This window comes from Pseudarthrobacter sp. CC12, from assembly GCF_039907755.1.
Lineage (GTDB): Bacteria > Actinomycetota > Actinomycetes > Actinomycetales > Micrococcaceae > Arthrobacter > Arthrobacter niigatensis.
In genome coordinates, this window is record NZ_JARDJH010000036.1 from 31,346 (window position 1) to 50,131 (window position 18,786).

At 61.0% G+C, this 18,786-nt stretch carries 15 protein-coding genes; 10 read left to right on the top strand and 5 right to left on the bottom strand.

The genetic code is table 11. The features are described 5' to 3' along the window. Window positions 1-175 precede the first annotated feature (175 nt). From PV772_RS19145 to PV772_RS19160, 4 genes are all read right to left on the bottom strand, one after another. On the bottom strand, window positions 176-3,448 hold the full coding sequence (locus PV772_RS19145) for a PQQ-binding-like beta-propeller repeat protein (RefSeq protein ID WP_347887202.1): 3,273 nt from the start codon (window positions 3,446-3,448) through the stop codon (window positions 176-178). After that, on the bottom strand, window positions 3,367-5,139 hold the full coding sequence (locus tag PV772_RS19150) for a hypothetical protein (RefSeq protein WP_347887203.1): 1,773 nt from the start codon (window positions 5,137-5,139) through the stop codon (window positions 3,367-3,369). Before PV772_RS19150 ends, PV772_RS19145 begins: the two co-directional genes overlap by 82 nt. Further along, window positions 5,136-7,247 (bottom strand): hypothetical protein, encoded by a 2,112-nt coding sequence (locus PV772_RS19155; protein WP_347887204.1) that lies wholly within the window; start codon window positions 7,245-7,247, stop codon window positions 5,136-5,138. The genes PV772_RS19150 and PV772_RS19155 overlap by 4 nt, the downstream gene beginning before the upstream one ends. A gap of 117 nt (window positions 7,248-7,364) precedes the next feature. Further along, complete coding sequence (locus PV772_RS19160; RefSeq protein WP_347887205.1) at window positions 7,365-7,751, bottom strand: hypothetical protein; 387 nt, start codon at window positions 7,749-7,751, stop codon at window positions 7,365-7,367. 979 nt (window positions 7,752-8,730) lie between these two features. Here PV772_RS19160 and PV772_RS19165 point away from each other — a divergent pair. From PV772_RS19165 to PV772_RS19205, 9 genes are all read left to right on the top strand, one after another. Then, window positions 8,731-9,114, top strand: a complete 384-nt coding sequence (locus PV772_RS19165) for a hypothetical protein (RefSeq protein ID WP_347887206.1) — start codon at window positions 8,731-8,733, stop codon at window positions 9,112-9,114. Between the two features lie 752 nt (window positions 9,115-9,866). After that, the gene (locus tag PV772_RS19170; RefSeq protein WP_347887207.1) at window positions 9,867-10,805 is read left to right on the top strand and encodes an RNase H family protein; all 939 of its coding nucleotides are present in this window, start codon (window positions 9,867-9,869) and stop codon (window positions 10,803-10,805) included. 154 nt (window positions 10,806-10,959) lie between these two features. Beyond that, window positions 10,960-11,226: a hypothetical protein gene (locus PV772_RS19175; RefSeq protein ID WP_347887208.1), complete on the top strand. Its 267-nt coding sequence runs from the start codon at window positions 10,960-10,962 to the stop codon at window positions 11,224-11,226. A gap of 28 nt (window positions 11,227-11,254) precedes the next feature. Beyond that, window positions 11,255-12,172 (top strand): hypothetical protein, encoded by a 918-nt coding sequence (locus PV772_RS19180; RefSeq protein WP_347887209.1) that lies wholly within the window; start codon window positions 11,255-11,257, stop codon window positions 12,170-12,172. A 76-nt stretch (window positions 12,173-12,248) separates the two neighbouring features. Further along, window positions 12,249-13,235, top strand: a complete 987-nt coding sequence (locus tag PV772_RS19185) for a hypothetical protein (protein ID WP_347887210.1) — start codon at window positions 12,249-12,251, stop codon at window positions 13,233-13,235. A 128-nt stretch (window positions 13,236-13,363) separates the two neighbouring features. Continuing rightward, window positions 13,364-14,068 carry a hypothetical protein gene (locus PV772_RS19190; protein ID WP_347887211.1) on the top strand — a complete coding sequence of 235 codons (705 nt, stop codon included), beginning with the start codon at window positions 13,364-13,366 and terminating at the stop codon, window positions 14,066-14,068. Between the two features lie 134 nt (window positions 14,069-14,202). Continuing rightward, a complete protein-coding gene (locus PV772_RS19195; protein ID WP_347887212.1) occupies window positions 14,203-14,496 on the top strand; it encodes a hypothetical protein in 294 nt (97 codons plus the stop codon). An 81-nt stretch (window positions 14,497-14,577) separates the two neighbouring features. Then, window positions 14,578-15,744, top strand: a complete 1,167-nt coding sequence (locus PV772_RS19200; RefSeq protein ID WP_347887213.1) for an OmpA family protein — start codon at window positions 14,578-14,580, stop codon at window positions 15,742-15,744. A 9-nt stretch (window positions 15,745-15,753) separates the two neighbouring features. Beyond that, entirely contained in the window at window positions 15,754-16,197 is a 444-nt protein-coding gene (locus tag PV772_RS19205; protein ID WP_347887214.1) for a hypothetical protein, read from the top strand. 781 nt (window positions 16,198-16,978) lie between these two features. Here the strand turns inward: PV772_RS19205 and PV772_RS19210 are convergent. Beyond that, window positions 16,979-17,257, bottom strand: coding sequence for a hypothetical protein (locus PV772_RS19210; protein WP_347887215.1), 279 nt, complete (start codon window positions 17,255-17,257; stop codon window positions 16,979-16,981). A 563-nt stretch (window positions 17,258-17,820) separates the two neighbouring features. On the opposite strand from PV772_RS19210, the gene PV772_RS19215 reads away from it, so the two are divergent. Then, window positions 17,821-18,069 carry a hypothetical protein gene (locus PV772_RS19215; protein ID WP_347887216.1) on the top strand — a complete coding sequence of 83 codons (249 nt, stop codon included), beginning with the start codon at window positions 17,821-17,823 and terminating at the stop codon, window positions 18,067-18,069. Window positions 18,070-18,786 lie beyond the last annotated feature (717 nt).

Sequence of the window (18,786 nt, forward strand, 5' to 3'; positions counted from 1 at the left end):
GCCGTATGCATTTAATGCCTCTACCGACAACTGTCCCTCACGGTTCTGAATTGCAGCGATATAAGCCAGCACAAGGTGCGAAAGATCATCAATCAATATTCTCCGCATCCACCACCTTCCCGCTAAGTTTGGATCAGTCCAGTCGAGGGTTGCTTACCCCGCTTAAGCGGGGTTTTCATGGACAAAGGGGGACTTGGGCCGTGGATTCCCCTATGTATGTCCTCCATTCTGCAGGGGTAAAGTCGGATCCAACGATGCCGCATAGTTCAGCTTGAGTCGGCTGTGGTTCTACTGGCCAGAGTCGAGCGCCCCTGGCAATGTACTTTCCGTCGGCACTCCAAGTCACCTGACCGAGTGGATAGCGGACAAGTCGAGAGATTACGTCAAAAGTTGCTGCATCGAGTAGTGTCACCTGGCCGTCCATCGTTTCGACGGCCAATGTAACACCTGTGGGACTCGAGGAAACCTCTTGTATTCCAGAATCGAATTTGGACTCATGGATGACCTCTTTACCGTCAGGGGACCTCAGGGTGAGTGTCTTCCGCAAATTGTCGACGATTGCAATTCTGTGGCTTTCGGCCAAGACTTCAGGGGTAGAGTAACGCTGAAGCGCCACCGTGCTGAGCACCGTACCGTTGGACGGGTCGAGTTCAAGCAGTTGATTTTCACGCCAGGCATCGACTGGTCCGTCAGAAGAGGGTGAGCCGGCTATATTGAGCTTTGCTGCGCTGCCACTTGTCTTCCAGTCGACAGTGGAGATGAATCTACTTGTGCTGAGACCTTGTACAAGTAGAGTTTTTCCCCTGTTGATGAAGTAGATAGGACCAGGGATCGCATGCATGCCGGGAGGATCTTGCTGTGACGGTTTCACGTCTTCGGGTTGTAAAACCTGTACTACTTCCGCGCTTTTTACATTCCAGACAATGATGTCGCCCGCATATGTCAACGCCGCAAGAACTTCACCATTTGTAGCAACACTGGCAATTTGGCGGGACTTGGCGTTATTGGGCAGAACGTATGTTTGTTCAGCTGAGTGGTGAGGCGTATTCAGGCTATCAAGGCTCCATTTTTCCACTTGATCTTCGCTCGAATAGACAACTTTAGCGAGTACGTCATTCCGGTAGACGGCTTCGATGCGCCGCCAGTACCCCAGGTTTCCCTTGTTTCCGTTAAAGGGGTCAATGAGCAGTACCTCACCATCTTTTGTTCCCGCGGCAATCAGCGAAGAATTGGGAATGCTGCTGATGGATTGGATATCTGTGCGTCGCAGGGTAAATGAATCGTTGATTCCGGAGACGGTCAGCCCGTTGTCTCCCAAGACTGCGACATCGTAGTTTGCTGTGCCATCCCACTCGCTTTGGTTCAGGGAAATCATGGACAAAAGGGTGCCGTTTACTGACCGGCGGACGCTCGGGCTACTGACTCCGTTTCGTGTCCAGTCGATGACCCCGGCAGGGCTCGCTGTCGTGACAAGGCCAGAAGTCGAACTCAAGCCGCCGGCCACGAAATAGTCTTGAACAGATGTAAGAAGCGGACTCAAGGTACTTGGCTGCTGGGGGCGCCAATACTGGACCGTTCCGTTTGTAAACCCAATGAGCAGCCCATCTCCGAGCGTGAAATCATGTTCCCATGGTGAAGCGCTTACGGCTGTGAGACCCTGTTCACCGGAACCCCGGAACAGGAAGTCTTGGTGATCGACGCCGTCGAGTCTGAACATCTGAATCCCGCTCGATGTGACCGCGACCAAGCGAGGCCCTCCATCCGTTCCTGCGTTGGCGATGAAAAATTGCAGGGTAGTAACCTGACGGGTGTTGTTCGAACCGGTCAGCTGTTCGGTACGCACCAAAGAAGGAGATTTTCCAGACAGTGCATAAATGGCAACATTGTCGTAGTAGTCGATCAGCGCCATCGTCTTGCCGTCAGGGGAGATAGCCAGATCTCTTGCCGGGGCTTGCAGCGACCAAAGCTGCTCGGTAGTTGACGTATCAAAGCCAATAACGTGACCGTCACGGGTGCCTACGACGACAGTTCCCTTTGATGCCGCAATTTTCCAGATCTCATCGTTGGTGGCGTGGAAGGACCCAGCGACCATGTCATTGTCATCCGCGATGGCCTGCATGCTCTTTGTGGCGTCCAAGCTGGGTGCAATCTTCTGGCTCGCCATCGACAAGAGCCCAGCGAGCCTCGGGTCCGAGTTGCGTAGGGTACCGGCTTTGATCAACAAGTTGGCCGCTGTACTTTTGGCGTTCGCGGCCTCAAGCTGCGTCGTGAGAGTTGCCATCAGCGCTGATGCCAGAACCGTGATAATTGCCCAGACCACGATCCCCTTTCTGTTGGTCCTTGTTCGGACTGCTTTCACGGCCTCGGCGGCGTCCTTGGCAGGCGTTGCCGTGGCGGCATAATGGGTGGCCGCCGGGTCTGCTTCGTCGAAATCCACTGCGGGATAGACCACGCGCAAGTTGTTGCTGGCAGCCGCTCGAAACTTGTTGTCGTAGCCTGTCACCGAGGCCAAAGCCGTGTTGTCGAGGGCACCTGTTGCCGCGCAGTGTGGATCCAGGCTTTTTAACGCTAGGAATTTTTTGTACTTGAGAGCATCAAATGCGACGTACCAAGCCGCTCCGAGGGAGGATCCGCTTACGTTCCGTAAGGGGCGGCGTTCCTGCTGATCGATCAACTCCCACATGAACGAGCGCTGCGATGAGCGAAGCTTGGGTGAAATGGCCCAAGCATCGCGCATTGCCTGGACGAAGGCTTGATCGCCGGCGAAGAACACCATTGATCGCGGGGACGGGTGAACTCCTGGCGGCCCTTGCCGGATTTCGTTGATTCTAAGTCGTCCGACACTGCCTCCCGTCATCTGGTCGAAGAGAACGGGCACCTCGACCGTTCGTATTCCTTTCAGTTGTTCGCCCGAAAGATACCGCGCCAACAGTGAGGTGAACGCCGCAGAGGGGTGATCAGGACTGGCTTTTTCAATCGCAACAAGGACTGCTTCCAGCTTCGTCCGAGCTGTATTCCCCGTGGTCAATGACGGACGATAGCCGGAAGGACTTCCTAGGCCGCTTCTGTCAAACCGCTCCATCGCGCTCAGGACGGCAGTGCCGGCAGGTTCTTCACCGGCAAGCGCGCGCGCCAGGCTTAGAACGGCCCGGGCAGGGCCTACTAGCGTAGAAGAGTCTTCGTCCGCAAAATTCAGGAAGGGGCCGCTGACCTCAGATTCGAAAGCGTCCCATGTTTTCGAGTCGCACTCCAAAGAGGCCAGGGTGCCTTCCGCCAGGGCTTCCCGGCACATGTCTACCCATCCACCATCAATCCCGAGGAGTTGTCTGCTAAGACGATGCCGGGCGGCTGCGTGCTCGTGCCCGGTCATTTTTCTCGCCCGAGCAAAAAGTTCAACGCTGTTACGGGGGCAGAATCGCTCGGGAGCGACGCGGCGATCCGCTTCCATGCGCGGCGTCCCTCCACCTTGCAGCCAAGGATACTGAGGACGATGTCGTTGGTGGCATCCGGCTCCAAATCATTCGCTTGGATCGGGGTGACATCGAGCAAGATATCGGGCCGCTGGATCGGCAGTTGGGTGTTGAATTCGGCGAAGAGCAGGTCTTCGTCAGTTGAGTGGAAAACAATGTAGTAGGTGCTGGTTTCCCCGTTGGCCGTAACCCGCAGCCGTACCAGCGAAAGATCAGGGTACGTTCTTCTTGGTGCATTCATTGCAACGTGGAACAAAGCTCCGGCGCCACTGGAATCAACACTCCAAGACCCTGTGATCTCGCCCTGCTCGACCGTACCCGTCAGGACCGTTTGGTCGGAGGCTGCTGCCAGCACGAACTGGTCCCGGGAAAGGAGCTGCTTGAAAGCGTCCTTGGGCACGGCCGGAGCTCGAAGCTCCTCGAGGGTTTTGCCTCCTCCATGTGGTGATTCTTCGTCTTGCGGATCGACCGCGGCCTCAATCAAGGGGCTGCCTACGCTCGTCGTCAGGGGGGCCTCACTGCTGGTTTCAAGGAGGCGTCCGCTAAGTGCGAGCTCGGCCAGTGTTAAGTGGATCGCTCCTTCATCTGTTGAGTGGACCAGTCTGCCGGCAACGTATTTTCTGACTGTCTCCCGTTTTAAGCGGTCTGCGCTGCGCTGCTCGGGGCTGGGTTCAGGGTGGGACAAGAGTTCGGGGTGCCGGATATCGACATGATCCGTCGGACGGATGGGCCGTACGGGGATGGTATGGCCTCGGAAGAGTCCGCGGGGGCCCGGGCGGAGGGTGGCGTGAGCAATGAGATTCCCGGTGTAAGGCTCGGTGATGGTGGCGTCATACGTCGATTCGGTGCCAGGCGTGGGTTTGATGGGCACTGTGATGGTAATAGCATCGGGGTTTCGAATATGAGATGAAACGTGGATGGTGTCCTCGGCGCTGGCTGCAGAACCATGTCCTGTTAGTCTCCAGTCAGGCGATCCGATGACCAGTAATTCCTGTCCAGGGGTGGAAGCAGGCGCATCGAGAATGGCTTTTATTCCGTCGTTGGTTAGAGGCAGCGGGAGCGTATAAGAGGTTTCGGGCTCCGGGGTCTTGGGTAGCGGATAGTGGCGCAGTGCTTCCAAGGCGAGGCGCACAGGCACCACCGCAGCTTTAGCTATCGCGTCAACTTCAAGCATTCGTTCTAGCGCACGGGCAGCCGGTATTGCCTCGGCCGCTTTGACTCTGGTTGTTTTGAAGTCATCGAACGCGTAGTTCCTGTGAGCTGCGGCAATGGTGTCAAGGGCGACCAAGGGCCCATCTAGTGGCAGCGGATTCCAGTAGAGCGACCATTCTTGATATGCGGCGGCCAGTAACCCGTCCCATGCTGAGGACGGTTCGAAGGCCAGTGGGGCGTTGTTGTCCGCCTGTCCGGGGCGACTAAAGGTTCCACGACGTAGGATTTCGCGGGCGGTGCCAGTACCGAAAAGGTCGCAGAGACTGACAACGGCGCGCTCAGTGTCGTGGATGGTGACCGAGACAGGGGCTATGGTTCGGGTTACGTCGATCTCGACCGTGATGTAGTCGCCTGCGCTAACGGAGACCGTCGGAGCAGGGCCCGACTCGAGACACTCCACCCGGAACGAGTCGATACCCGGTTCTATCTTCAGTAGGTGTTTTTGGTCGGTAGTCATTTTCCGGCCTCCTTGTTTGTGGCCCGGACCGTCTCTTCCAGGAGGATGGACAGAGTTGTCGAGTGGGACGGGTGAATCAAGTCGTCGAGGTCCTCTGCAAGAGCGTTGAGTCTTTCGACTTGTTCATCGATCCATTCCCCGATCCCTTGGCCGTCCGCTGGTTGACTCTCCGGATTGCCAGCGGCCACTCCGAGGATGTTAAGCAATCGGTCTGCTGCGGATCGCGCTTCACCGCGGCGTATTCCGCGGTCGGAGCCGAGGGTGGGGTCTTTTCGCAGCAAAGCGATGGCCTCGCTCCCGGTGGCGATACTGAACCAGTCGCTGGATGTTTGGCTGTGCGCGACCTTCCGTCTGGCCTGAGCTGCAACCGCCAGATCACTTTGTGACGCCTTACTCTGTCCGAGGCCGCGTACCTTCCCGTAAAGAGCGTTCTTCTCGTTTTTCACCCGCTTGAAAAACGAGGCGGCCTGAAGCCCCCCTTGCTTCCAAAGCCATTTATTGGTCGCTTCAACGGATTGACGGGTGAAGTGCCCTCGGTCTTCTTTGCCCCTGATGGTTTGCGGGAAACTGCTCTCGGCGCGTACGAGGTTGCTTCGTAGCTCAGTAAGCCGGGTTAATGCCAGGGTTTGGCTCGCGTGAGCCCGAAGGTCCTCCAGGTCCGCCTCGCTCATGGTGTAGTCAAAGGTGGCGATTCGCTGCAGGATACGGCTGCCGACGGTGTTCCATTGAAGTGATGGCTCCCACCAGTCCACTTCGTCACCTTCGGGCCTCGCCAACGAAAAGGCATCCTTCAAGAGCTCGGCTGCCATTGGAATCTCATCGTCGTTGACCCCGTAGTGGCGAAGCACCTCATCCATCAAGCCGTCCGGCCAGACAGCATTTTTGGGGTCGACAGCCGCCTGGGCGGCTGTGGCGCTCAGGAGCCGAAGCAGGTCTACGGCACTGGGGCGGACTTGTACCTTTTGCATCCAGCGGACAGCATTTTTCCTCAACGTTTTGTCCAGCGAAGCCAGGACGGATGTGACGAGCTGTTCGTAGTTACCTGCTTGAAGGTGGTGCGCAGCGTCGGACGCGTTGACGTAGGCCCATGCACGCTTGATGGCAGTGTGCGGGGCTTCACCGGCGTACAGATATAGGGCAGTGACCATATCCGCGTGGCCGGCAGTATTGAGCAGACCGAAGGGGTGGTGGATTCGTCGGGCTACTTCATCGGAGAGCCGGTCGAGTTCCTCCAGGCTGAGGTAGTCCATGCTCGCGCATTGCTTGGCGAGTTCCGTAGCGTCATGCCGGGCCTGCGAGTCTCCGTTCCCCAAGGAATCGCTCCACCGCAGCAGGTATTCCAGGGGCCCTCCATTGTCGTAGTGCAGACTTGCTATTCGCACACTGTGCTCCGCTGGGAGAGCAGCCGCAGCGACCGAGGTGAGTTCCAGATCAGCCGTGTAGGACTCGGCAGCCCTGGCAGCTTCAATCCGCGAAAGGATATCCGGCGCGAGTGTCGGCGGGCGGCCGCGGTCGGCGGCAATTGCAACCCTGTCGATCACATGTTGAATTGCGTCGGCCACGGTAAAGGCGTTGCCGGCGCCGATCTTGTTGTAGTTGATCTTCTTGTCATTGAAAAAGGTCAACTGTTGCCGCAGTTTCCGCCTGCCAGCTTCGTCCCGATGGGCGGATATCTTTGCCATAGCTTCTTTTATGCCTGCCCGGATCCGCTGAGTGCGTAGTTTTCCGAGCGTTGCCTCGAAGGCCACATTGCAGGGAAGTACCTTTGCTCCGGACTTGGCCCTGTCTCCCTCGGTGGCCTTGATGCGAATTTCCCCCGGCAGTTCGGTGTAGATTCCGTGCGGGTGTCCTTGCCCGGCGAAATATTCCGCCAGCGCCCTTGCCATGAGGTCAGCGGCTTCGTGAAAGGTCAGGTCCAAAGCTCCTGCCTCGATGTCGGCTAGTGCCTTGTCCCGCCGATCTTGTCTAAGATCGTGTTCCGCAATTTTTCGGAAGGTACTGGTATCGATCTGTGTGACGCGACCCTTCGGACTCTTCGCCGGGCCTAGCGGCTCCGGCAACTGCGAGTCTGATTCATCGCTGAGCTGAACATCGTCTCTCAGCGCCATTTCGTCCCCCGTTTCTGTGCTGCTTGCTGCGATTGTAATTGACTGTTTTGCGTGGTCGCCTGATGTCGGCCCATCGCGCGACGTGAGCCCCCGTTGCCGGCAGTGAAGGCTCGGGGGCTACTTGGTCGTGTTTAGGAAGAGGATGGTCGCAGCGGTTGCGGTCAAGGTGATGCCATCAGTGATGGCGCGGGCGTCGGCGTGAGATAGCAGGACGCCGTGGCGGATGGCGATGCCATTTCCGAATTGGATAAGACCGACGGCCGGGACATGGCGAAGGGACCATCCAGCTGCTTCCCAAATGGGGCCTTCTGGGCTGACTGAGATAGCGACGAGGAGTTGGAGCCAAAGTTGATTAGCGCCGTTTTCGATGATCATGGTCACGTCGCCGTGGCCTTCCGTCGTCACAGTGGCCTGCACTGTGCGGGAAGCTTCGGACAGGTGGATCCAGGATCGGATGGCTGAGTCGTACTCGAGGACATTCAAGACGTCGTTCCAATCGGACATGGTGGAAAGTCTCCTTCTGAAAGGACGTGCGGGGTTTGTTGGTGCGCTTCCAGGACACTGCTGCTGTTTCGCACTGTTCAGTTGACGTTGGACGCTTGTAATCTCCTTGTGGCACGTCGCCCGCGGGGCGACGTGCCACAAGGAGACGGACGGGTCTGCTTTGACGGTTATTTCCAGTGGGCTCCGTGTTCGGGACACTGCTGGCCAGTGTTGTTGCACTTCGAGCAGGTCAGGCGTCCTACGATGCCGTGGGTGTTGCGGCCGCCGTTGCAGCCGGGGCAATCGGTGGTGGTGCGGTGGCACTTCTTGCAGCTGGCCATGGTTCGTTCCTTTTCGTTTTGTTGTTACGGCTCGGTGGTTGGTGCTCGAGGCCCCGGCGGTTATGGGGCTTTGGTTCCGGCCGGGGCCACTTTGGGGGCCGGGTGCCTCCCCCAAGTTGCGAGGCACCCGGCCGGTTCTGGGATTTAGGCGATGACGGGGGTGAAGTACTGGGCTCCCCACCACATGCGCATCCACCATCCGATGGGTCCGACGCTGTACATGGCATCCTCCTTTTCTTGCTCTGGTTTCGTCTCTTTGGTGTTGGTGCCCTGCCGGCTGCAGGGTGTGTCTACGTCTGATACAGGCTTTCCCCCTTTTTTGCCTGTGTTGTGGTGGGCCGGGACCGTGACGAAAGCGCCGCTCTGCGGGCATGGCTCCGTCCCCGGGAGGACGCAGCACGGCCAGTAGAACCGGGAGTGGGACTTTTGACGGCTACGTCGTGAAGAATGACCGGGCCGCGGAAACAGCGTGTCGGCGAGTTGCGGCCCGCCCCGGGATCGTGTCATCAGGGTTCACCGTGGCGCCTCACACAGTGCTGTTTGCTCCGTTTGGGGGCGGGTACCGGCAGGATTTCCTGGCACCCGCGGAGGTGCCAGCAGCAGCGTTCCCGCGAGGTTTTAGGGGCGGCCGAAGCGCTCGTGAATGACACCTTCGCCGCATGATCACCACCGCCAAGGTGCGCCAGTGCGACTTGACGGGACTGACTCTTGTGAGGGCTGCCGGGGAGATTTCGTTCCGGGCGGCCAAGGACCACTACGGCGGGTTGTCGGTCAGGAAGAACTCCTTCGTTGGCCCGCTGCCCATCAGAGCCGTCGCCGGCAGCGGTTCCAGGGGCCGATACGACAGCATCGGCTCAACGATCTATCTCGCTGAATCCTGCCAATGCGCCTACGCCGAGGTACTGCTCGGCTTCCGGCAGCAGCGCGCGTCCGTGGCCAAGGCCGCTGAGTCTATCGGATGGACGGTCGAGGACTACATCGCCAGTGTGCGGGCGCAGGCCGGGGAGAAAGGCTGTCGTCCGTTGGCAAAGGGCCCCGGCTAAAAGAATCAGCCCTCGGGTTCTTCAGTGCTTCGCGGCTGCCAGGGGTGATGCGCGACAGCAGCTCATTATGGGCTTCTTGGAGTGCCTTGCGCGGGCCTGGGCGGCCGCCGCGCAAGTGGCTGCTGGCTTCGGCCGTTGCTTCATGCCAACCGACCCGGCCTGTTCGGTCTGTCAACGACAGTTGTTAGCTGGCGTTCAAGATCCTCGATCTTTGACCCCCAGCTCGGAGACGGCGGACTCCTTTTCGGTTGTCATGTTGCCGAGGCGGGCGACGAGTTCGGCCACCTCTTCATTCAGTTCCTTTTCCCGCCCGAGAGCTCTTCGGTGGCGGCATGGCGCTCATTCGCAAAGGATTAGGCTTCGGCCCAGACCGCGCCGGCCAGACTCGCTGGCTGCTCGAGTGTAGCCGGCAGGGTCGCCACGACCTGTCCTCCCGCAGCCTGTTTCTCCTCGGCCCGTTCCTTTACATAGCGGGTGAGTCGGCGCTGTTGACGACACCTCCGTGGTGACGCCCGCAGCCGCGCGGACGGTAGACACGCTGGGACGTCGTTCGGCGCTGATCTCTGCTCGGCAGCATTAATTCCCGATCTAGCGGTCGAGCTCATCGGAGCCTCCCCCACACACATCACCGCCACCATCCGCTAGGCCAAAACCCATTTCGGACAACGCCTGCCTTACCGGGAGTGCCGGGAAACCCTGCAACAGGTACACGGGCGCCTAAAAGGACGGGGCCCGCAAGGGAAGGAACCACCATGCAGCAGCCCAAGCGATCCATCGCTGTTCACGACGCCTTTTCCGCCATTGCCCGGTGGACGGCCAGGGCACTCCGGGCCCTGGCCATCCGTCCGGTCCTTCCCGCCGTGCCCTGCCTCTGGGACGGCTCCGGTGCCTACACCGCAGTGATCCGCGGCGGGGGAACCACACACATGGCAACCGCGGCCCTGGCCTATACCGGACCGGATGGCAAAATCTGCCTCGAGCTGTTCCGGGGATACAGCCCTACCGGCAACGCACGTCACGCCGCTGCCGCCGCCCGCATCGATGCCCTCGCTTACATCCTGCAGCACTCCAACGCCAGCCTGATCTACCTGTTCATCGATGATCAGGAGCTCCGCCGGGAAGTCACCGCAGTGCAGGGATCATTCCACCGCCTGAAACTCACCGCAACCGCCGACCCCGAGCTGTCCATCACGGCCTCCCAAGCAGCCTGCCGCGCCAACAGCGTCACGCTTAACGCCAGCGCTGCCGCTGCACGGCTGGCCCTCCACCAGTTCACCGGCGAGCACCGGACCGTCATCGCTACCGATGCCTCTATCGTCCCTGGAAAGGCCGGGGCTGGGATCGCCGCGGTCGCCAGCGACGGGACTGTATGGCAAGACCAACTCCCTGGAACCGCGGACATCACCTGGGCCGAGATGAATGCCATCCATGCTGCGATCACTCATCGCCCTGGCAAGGACGTTCTCGTGCTCTCTGACAGCCAGGGTGCGGTCGCCTTTGCCAATGGTACTGCCGTCCCCGCCCAGGCGCGGATGCGGCGTCTTGCCGCCCGGATCCATGCCGAGCGGAGCGGGCGTGCCATTGACATTAGGTGGGTGCGCGCACATAACGGGCACCCGTTGAACCAAGCCGTGGACGCCATGGCGCGTCAGGCCCGACACGCCACCATCACTGCTTCCCGGGCCGCCTGAGCCGCCCCCTTTCGGGTTCTGGCCCAGTCCTGGGCAGCACCCGAAGGGTGGAAGCGCCTGACAGGGAAACCCTGTCAGGGGCACAGCAGGAAAAACCGGCACGGGGAAACCCTGATCCGGGCACAGAAAGAAACTACGAAGGAGAAACCGAACCATGAGCAATCCCGAGACCCTCTCGTACCAGCTGCCCGGCCCCCTCCCGCCGCACCTGCGCGGAAAGACAGCGACGCAGCGCAGGGCGGCCATCATCTTCGTCACGGGTGCGGTGCTGCTGCTGGTAGCACTGCTGGCCCTCGTACTGCTCCTCCTGGCCCCCACAACCGGAGCCGGCAACGGCCAGCAGACCCCGACCCCTGCCACCGCGACCACCCCCACAACCCCAGCCCTGACACCGACACTGGCCACTACGACCGGTCTCTGACCACGCCCACAAGAAAAGGACACCTGCCATGACCACCACTGCCCTCGCACCCCGTCCTGAAGAACCCCGGGAAGTCCCCGCCATCCCGCCCCCGAGAAATCACCGTCGCCATTTGGCCAGCTGGACCCAGAAGGACTGGTATGTTGCCGCCGCCGTCGCGCTGGCCATCACAGTCCTCGGAGCGGCAACCGATGCGATCTTCGCCGCCGATGTCCTGAAACTGTTGGTCGGGGTCACCTTCCTGGCGTATCTCGCCGCCGTCGGTGCGGTCTCCGTCGCCAGCGCCTGCGCGTTCTTCGCCGGCCACGTCATCCACCACGCCCCCCGCAAACGCTGGGGTTGGATCCTGGCAGGGGTCTGGGCCCTCATCGGCATCGGACTGGCGCTCATGCGGATGGTGCATTCACAAATAAAGATTCCCGAAATCCCCGATGGAGCCACACCCGAGGAGATTGACAGGATCATGCGGAACGCCACGCTCTCCGATCTCGGCCTCGGAGCGGTGATGCTCGTGATCTTCCTGGCCACCGGGATCTTGCTCATCCACAAGGCCAAGGACCTTGGAGATCCCGACCTGCGCCGCATGCTCAAAGGACTCAGCGAACGCACCCGCCTTTTGAAGCTCTGGTCAAACGCAGCGGCGCAGTCTGTCCTGCATGGAAACCTGCTCGCCCGCCGCGTGCACCACATCAGCAACACGCTGGAGCAGGAGCGGAAAAACGCTCACGAGGGGACCCTGGCGATCTGCGACGCCGCCAAGGAAGCCTCCATCGTCGCTCAGGCCGAGATCATCGGAGATCCCACTGCGACTCTCATGACCCTGATCCCGCACGAGGACACGCGTTACCGCCCCGGCGCGGCCCATCGCGACAACAACGGGGCTGAAAACTCTGGCACCGCTGGCACCGAGGCGTCGGCTCCTGCTTCCTCTGAGGACAAGAAATGACCGGCCCCGGCCCGGCCTGCCGGCACTGCGGCGCCGCCACAACACGGTGTCCCTTAGGCGAAGGCTGCCCGGGGGTATGGCCCACCTACGGTACCAGCGCCTGTGCCCGCTGCACCCACGGCTACACCTGTACCTTCCACGGACGCTGCTGGACCGGCACGCAACCCACCCACCAGAACTGACCAACCAGAAAGGCACCGCCATGAACACCGCACCGAACACCGGCCTGACCGACATCGAGCTCTACCTGCGCGAAAGGACCCCCTCCCCCGCGTACACCCTCGTGGAGCGCATCCTGGATTACTGGGCCGGGAGAGCGGACTCCCGCCACCTATCCACTACACAGGCGGAACCCCCCACCGACGAAGTCATCCGGACGGTGCTGTTAACGCCGTGGGCAGTGGCCCGCCGTAACGAGTACCGGGCGTCCAAGGATCTGGAGACCATTACGCATAACCGCATTGTGGATCCACTGCGTACCGAGAAAGCCGCCCTGCAGGCCCGTATCCCCCGGCTGAAGGAGGCTATAGGCATCGCGCAGGAGGAAGCCGCTGCTGCCGAGGAGGCTGCCCAGGAAAGTGCTGCCGCTCCTCCGGCCCCGGCCGTGCCGCGCGGACCGGGTGAACAGCAGGCAGATCCGGTCGCACTGGCCGCCCGGCGGAAGCGGGAAAAGGACATCCTCGACGCAACCGCCAAGGCCGGCGCCGCTGCAGCAGCCTCAGCAGCCGGGGCTGCTGCCAAAACGTACAACGACGCGTTGGAGCGACTTGCTGTGCTCGGCGAGCGTCTTGTCCTTGCCGAGTCCGTTCTTGAGGACCGGGTCGCCGAATGCCGTCGGCACACCAACCGCCGGATCAACGTCTATGCCCGGGCCATTACCCGCCGTCACCCGGATGCTCCTGTCATTGCCGAACTGACCGAGCACCTCGATCTTGACCAGGACGCCGCCCGGCCCGGCACATCCGTGGCCGGTGGGCCGCCGGTTTGGGCGCCGGAGCAGTGGGAGGGCCGGCCCTCCAGGCTCAGCATCGTGGACCCCGACCCCGGCCCCGAGCCGGTCTGATCCACGCGTCGGCACCTGGCCCGTGCTGACAGGGGGCCAGGTGCCAGCGGACCGGCTGGCACCACCGGGGGGAAACCCTGAACCGGTACCAGCGCAACACACCCACCGAAAGATAAAGGAGTCCCCTCGTGAGCATCTTCGACAACCTGTTTGGCCAGCGTCCATCCAACGAACCACCCAAACCCGGCTATGAGCACTTCGGCGGTGAACCCGCCGACCCGCACAACAGCCGCTACTGGCGCTCTTCGCCCCATCTGGCCAGGATTGCGATCCCGACTATGGCCGACTACCTCATCGAAATCGTCCGACAGGTCCGTGCCCACGCGGCCGGGATCGATGACGCAACCGGACAGTTCCTGTTCCGGAAGATCGAGGCCGAAGCCAACGCCGTCGGGGTCGCCGTCGAAGAACGTTATTTAGACCAGGTCCGAACCGAACAAGGGCTCTGGGCAGACGAGGACGCCTTGGCCTACGCACAACAGCTGCAGGCCGAGATCTTCAAAACCCAGCTGGAAATCGCCGACGCCGACTACCGGACCGGGAAAGACGCCCTGCTGGGCGAACCCGGCGCCACACCGGCCTGGAACGCAGCCATAAGCGACACACGCCACGCCCCAGCGCTCCCCCGCCCCGGGATATCCCTGCCTGGCATCCCGGTACCCGGCACCACGGCCACCGAAGAAGCCGCCCCCACCAGCGCCTCCCCGGCATCCGAAACAACGGTGCTTCCTGCGGAAGGTTCCGGGCCACTTGCCCAAGACCAACACGCGGACACCGCCACCGGGCTCGCCCCTTCAGCAGTGCACGGCGAACTCGACGAAAAAGCTGCATAAGCCCCAGAGGTCCGGCCCGGGACGCCACCCGGGCCGGACCCAAGGCAGCCCGCGCCTCACCAAGCAGGGGAAACCCCTCCCCAGTGACAGGGCCCACCAGACGCGTCAGCTACACAGATGAAGAGGACACCACCGTGCATATCTCCCCCGATGATCACCAGATCAACAACGCGAAAAAAGCACTCGCCCGCGCTGTCTCCACCACCACAAGGGAGAAGGAAAATCTCCTCGCGGCCTTGGACCGCGCTGTCCTGCAGTCCGCCGACAACCCCTGCACCGTCATCACTGTCATCAGCCATGGACTCTCCAACCCGGCACCTCTGGATACGACGGCTCCCAGCGAAGAAATCACCACCGCTGCCGAAACCCCCGAAGCCTCCCCGAGCCTCCTAGAAGACCGCACCGTGCGCTGGTTCCGGCCCGCGTAAACCAATCCGAACGCGCACAGATTCGGGGGAAACCCTAAAAGAATCACCAGCACCACAAACCCTGATGAAAGAAGGAACATCATGCGCACCACCCCCGCAGCCCTCACCGTCACCGGAATCCTGGCCGCGTTCGCTCTCACGGCATGTGATGGGCCCGCCATCGGCGCCCAGACCGACTGCGACCAGCCCACGGCCTTGTCCATCATTGTCGCCGCGCACTCCAATGCCGCCCCGGCCCTGCCGGCCGAGGTCGCCTGCATGGTCCGTAAGAGCATCGAGGCAGGCAAACCCATCAGCATCATCCGCGAAGACGGAGAGCCCTCCGTTATCCAGGCACCGCGCGTCTACACGATCGGAGCCGCCAGCAAGGACAATGACATCAACAACGCTAAGATCACCGTCAGCCGCACCATCTCCGGCATCGAGGCCCAGGCCAACGGCGACAATCCCATCGCAGCCCTGGAAGAGGCCAGCCGGCTCACCGCCGACACGCCTGACGCAACCATTGCGGCCATCGGCCCGGGGCTTTCCGACCAGGCGCCCCTGGACCTGACCGACGTGTCCTTGGCCACCGCCGTCCCGGCAGAAGTGACAGCGAAACTCGTAGCCTTCAAGGCCATGCCGGCCCTGGCCGGGCGTACCGTGCACTGGTACGGACTGGGCGAACAACATGGGACCCAGCCCGCCCTGACCGGGCCGCAGCGGCAGAACTACCAGGACATCTACAACAGCATCCTCACCACCGCGGGCGCCAAGGCATCCTTCCACCCCGGACCCGCCAGCGGGGCTACCGAAACCCGTGCCGCCGGAGGGCACAGCATCCGGCCCGTCCCCCGCGCTGACCAGCCTGCCGTGCACTTCCCCACGGCAGGAGGAACCCAGACATTCAATAACGCCAGCGCACTCGGTTTCCTCCCGGACAGCACAGCATTCCGCGACCTCGCCGCAGCCCAAGCGACCGGCGAGCAGCTGAAAAAGTGGTTGGACGACAACCCCGGGGGGACCGTAACCGTGACCGGAACGACCGCATCAGCCGGGACCCAGGATTCTCGCGAAAAGCTCTCCCTCGCCCGCGCCCAAGCCGTTTGTGCCCTGGCCGTGACGGCCGGGGCCGATCCCGCACGGCTCAAGCCCATCGGGGCCGGAAACGACTTTCCCGGATTCAAGGAAGACCGCCTGCCCAACGGAGCCCTTGACCCCGGCGTTGCTGAAGGCAACCGCACGATCACACTCCACTTCGACGCCTAGGAACGAACGATGACGACCAAGACCGCGTGGGCAGCCCTTATCACCCGCCTGCCCGCCGCCGATGACCTGCCCCTCACAACGCTCCTGGAGCTCATCGAATCCTCCCACGCAGACGTCGAAGCCCGCACCGGCACCGAGATCGCCCACGACCTCAACCCCCGGGAACAGGCCCGCTGCCACACCGCAGCAGCCCTCTCCCACGTCCAACCGCGCCTAATGAACTCCGCGGGACACAACGCCTGTCAGGCCTGGGCCAGCCACCGCGTCACAGCAGCCGGGCAGGTATACCAGCGCCACGCCCGCCACGTCCTCAGTGAAATCGCAGCCAACCCCTTTACCTACCTCCGCAACCACCCTCCCAGGAAGCCAGACACCACCGACCCCACAACCGACGAGGCCGCCGTTCATACCGTTGCTCCATTGAGCTCAGATTCGACGGAGCCACCGGCATGAGCGTTCTCCTGCACCCGCTTGGGCCGTTCCGCAAATGCGACACCGCAACTCCGAGTACCTGGAACCCAAGAAGGCCCCAGGGTGGTTCCCAGACGTTCTCACCCAGCAGCCAAGCCTAGAAGTAAGGCCAAGGAGTGCGGCAGCTGTTCGCGGAAAGAAAAGAGGGGCGGGAGGTGGAAACCCATCTCCCGCCCCTCTTTTGTGAGAAGGCGAATCTAAAAGCCGGGAATACCGGCGTAACGGCAAGCCCACTGTGCGTAGGCTACCCACCGTGCCACCGAGCCGCCAACCGTAGGGGGCATAGGACCACGCTTCATTGCCCAGGCGGCGACTGCAGGGTTGAAAGCTATCTCCCAGGCAATACCGACCGGAATCCCGACTGCGAAGATGCACCCCGTGAACGCTGCTGTCTTCTGCAACGTGTCGTTCGTAGGCACTGACTGCGCCACGGAGTATCCAACGCTAGCGGCCGCCGGCGCCGCTTGGGACGGGGCTGCCCCCGTGAGGGCCACTCCCGTCACGATAACCATGGCGACAAGCGCCGCCACGAGACGCTGAAGCCATGGTGAAGTAAGCGTGGGTTGCACCGACTCTCGCTGGATCTCTGTCAACTCAGACATTTTGTTCCCTCTTTCATCCCCGGAAGTGCGACCCGCTCGCACCCCTGAGAATATTAGAGCAGTAATGCCGCATTATTGCAATGCGGCATTACTTCACATCTGCTCTAGTACAGACGAAAGCCCCGGAGTCGTAACTCCAGGGCTTTCCGTGACCGCACTAGCTAGTTAGTAGGCAGTGCATTCTTCAGCTCAGCTTGCTTTCGCTCGAGATTCTCCCTGTGGGCGTTCATCATCTTTTCGACAGCCTCAGGCCTGGTCATCTCCTTAAACAAGGCATCCAATGCTTGTCGATGGATGTCAGCCTTAGTGCGCCCAGTTAATTGCGAAACGAGTTCCAGCGATCGAGCCTGGTTCTTCGTGATCCTCAGAGATGTCATCACCGTTTCCTCCGCATCGTCACCAGCGGCATCTTTGGTGTTCCCCTTGTCATCCCTAGCCATTTTCAACACCTCTTCTTCTAGCTGAGCTGACCAAATCCCATGCATTCACACGTTCGCGACACGGTTGGATGCGGCGGTGTGGCGGATTGGAGCCTGTACGAGTGCAACGTTACTGCAATGCACGCAATACGCCAATACGCGAACTTCAGAATCTTGAAACACGCGAAAGCAGCTAGTACTGTTGGACTGCCGCTTTCGTATGAAGTGGCGACCAACCTATAGGGAGGTCTCCTGTGGCCTTGTGCACCAACTGCGCTGAACAAGCAACAGGACCGTGTGCCGCTTGTGGCATAACGGAACAGGGCAAGCTCGTCATTATGTACTGCGTCGACATGTATACGGACCATCGCCCACAGATGATGGACTCAAGGTGGGCGGAGACGCTTCTTCTTGAGCTCGTATCCCTCAATGGCGTACCGGCCAAAGAAGGAACTCCCGACAACGGCTGAGAGACAGTTCAACCGCCCGCCAGTCAGTCTTCGGACAATAATCTGACACCGGGTCGAGGGGTGCGGTAACTGGCGATCATGCCTGGATGGCCCCCAATGTGACAGCATCTATGCATGGGCATTTTTGATGGCACTAAACGCGCATTTGGTGACCTCGGTCCGCTGTCCGACAGGGAACTCGACGAACAGCACGAGGCGCTACGACAGCGTTACGTCTCCGGTGAAGCCCACCTCTACAACGAGTTGCACCGCTACAACGCCGAGATAGCGGACCGTATGAACAATGCCTACATCCGCGAAAACCCAGAGCCACAGGAACTCAGGCATCGCGAGCATGGCTGGCATCTACCGAACGACGACTAGCACGTCGGACTGGATCCACGCCAAACTGCTGCGTGTGGCCGAATGGCCGGAGACATCGCGTGGGCGGTAAGCGTTGACTCGATGGTCAACCGCGCCCACTGCCACGGCCCAACGGCTAGGAGATACACCTAGTGTGGCGCCTCTCCTCTACCTCATTGCAGCACTAACGAGACAGTCCTCCCCTGCCTCGTTCAGCGCCCCCTCGGTGAAACTAGTCCGAAGAAATCTTTACGGACCCGCGAGCGTGACGGAAGAACTCACCCGTCCTCGTCCAGCACCCAGACCTGCGTCAACGGGATCTGTGAACGAGTAATCTGCGGGCACCCGGTCGTACGTCTCGAAAAGCTTGTCCAAGAGTGTTTCAGCGTCCCACACCCGAAAGACTGTTCTGTCCCGTTGGAACTCCCACCCGTGATGGAGTGTCAGGCAGTGCCTCCGTCCGGTCCACCCAATTCCACTCCGAGCGTTACTTCCCAGCCATCATGTGAAACAGGGCTACACCCCAACCTGACGTCACGATAGAAGGTAAAAGCCGTCAGAATAGGGTCGGGATAGCAGTTCTACACACCTTCATCGCGTGCTCTTAGACTCAACCCTGACAGTTGGCCAGGGCAGGTTGAGGCTTGCACAGTGTCACCCCATGTCAATGGCCATTAGTTTCTGCCCACGGGCGGCCAGTTGATGTGCCCGCTGGTGGCCAGTAAAACTGCCCGGTGA

Coding starts and splice junctions, on each gene's coding strand:
- PV772_RS19145 (WP_347887202.1), bottom strand. CDS start 3,448: ATGGAAGCGGATCGCCGCGTCGCTCCCGAGCGATTCTGCCCCCGTAAC.
- PV772_RS19150 (WP_347887203.1), bottom strand. CDS start 5,139: ATGACTACCGACCAAAAACACCTACTGAAGATAGAACCGGGTATCGAC.
- PV772_RS19155 (WP_347887204.1), bottom strand. CDS start 7,247: ATGGCGCTGAGAGACGATGTTCAGCTCAGCGATGAATCAGACTCGCAG.
- PV772_RS19160 (WP_347887205.1), bottom strand. CDS start 7,751: ATGTCCGATTGGAACGACGTCTTGAATGTCCTCGAGTACGACTCAGCC.
- PV772_RS19165 (WP_347887206.1), top strand. CDS start 8,731: ATGATCACCACCGCCAAGGTGCGCCAGTGCGACTTGACGGGACTGACT.
- PV772_RS19170 (WP_347887207.1), top strand. CDS start 9,867: ATGCAGCAGCCCAAGCGATCCATCGCTGTTCACGACGCCTTTTCCGCC.
- PV772_RS19175 (WP_347887208.1), top strand. CDS start 10,960: ATGAGCAATCCCGAGACCCTCTCGTACCAGCTGCCCGGCCCCCTCCCG.
- PV772_RS19180 (WP_347887209.1), top strand. CDS start 11,255: ATGACCACCACTGCCCTCGCACCCCGTCCTGAAGAACCCCGGGAAGTC.
- PV772_RS19185 (WP_347887210.1), top strand. CDS start 12,249: ATGGCCCACCTACGGTACCAGCGCCTGTGCCCGCTGCACCCACGGCTA.
- PV772_RS19200 (WP_347887213.1), top strand. CDS start 14,578: ATGCGCACCACCCCCGCAGCCCTCACCGTCACCGGAATCCTGGCCGCG.
- PV772_RS19205 (WP_347887214.1), top strand. CDS start 15,754: ATGACGACCAAGACCGCGTGGGCAGCCCTTATCACCCGCCTGCCCGCC.
- PV772_RS19210 (WP_347887215.1), bottom strand. CDS start 17,257: ATGGCTAGGGATGACAAGGGGAACACCAAAGATGCCGCTGGTGACGAT.
- PV772_RS19215 (WP_347887216.1), top strand. CDS start 17,821: ATGGGCATTTTTGATGGCACTAAACGCGCATTTGGTGACCTCGGTCCG.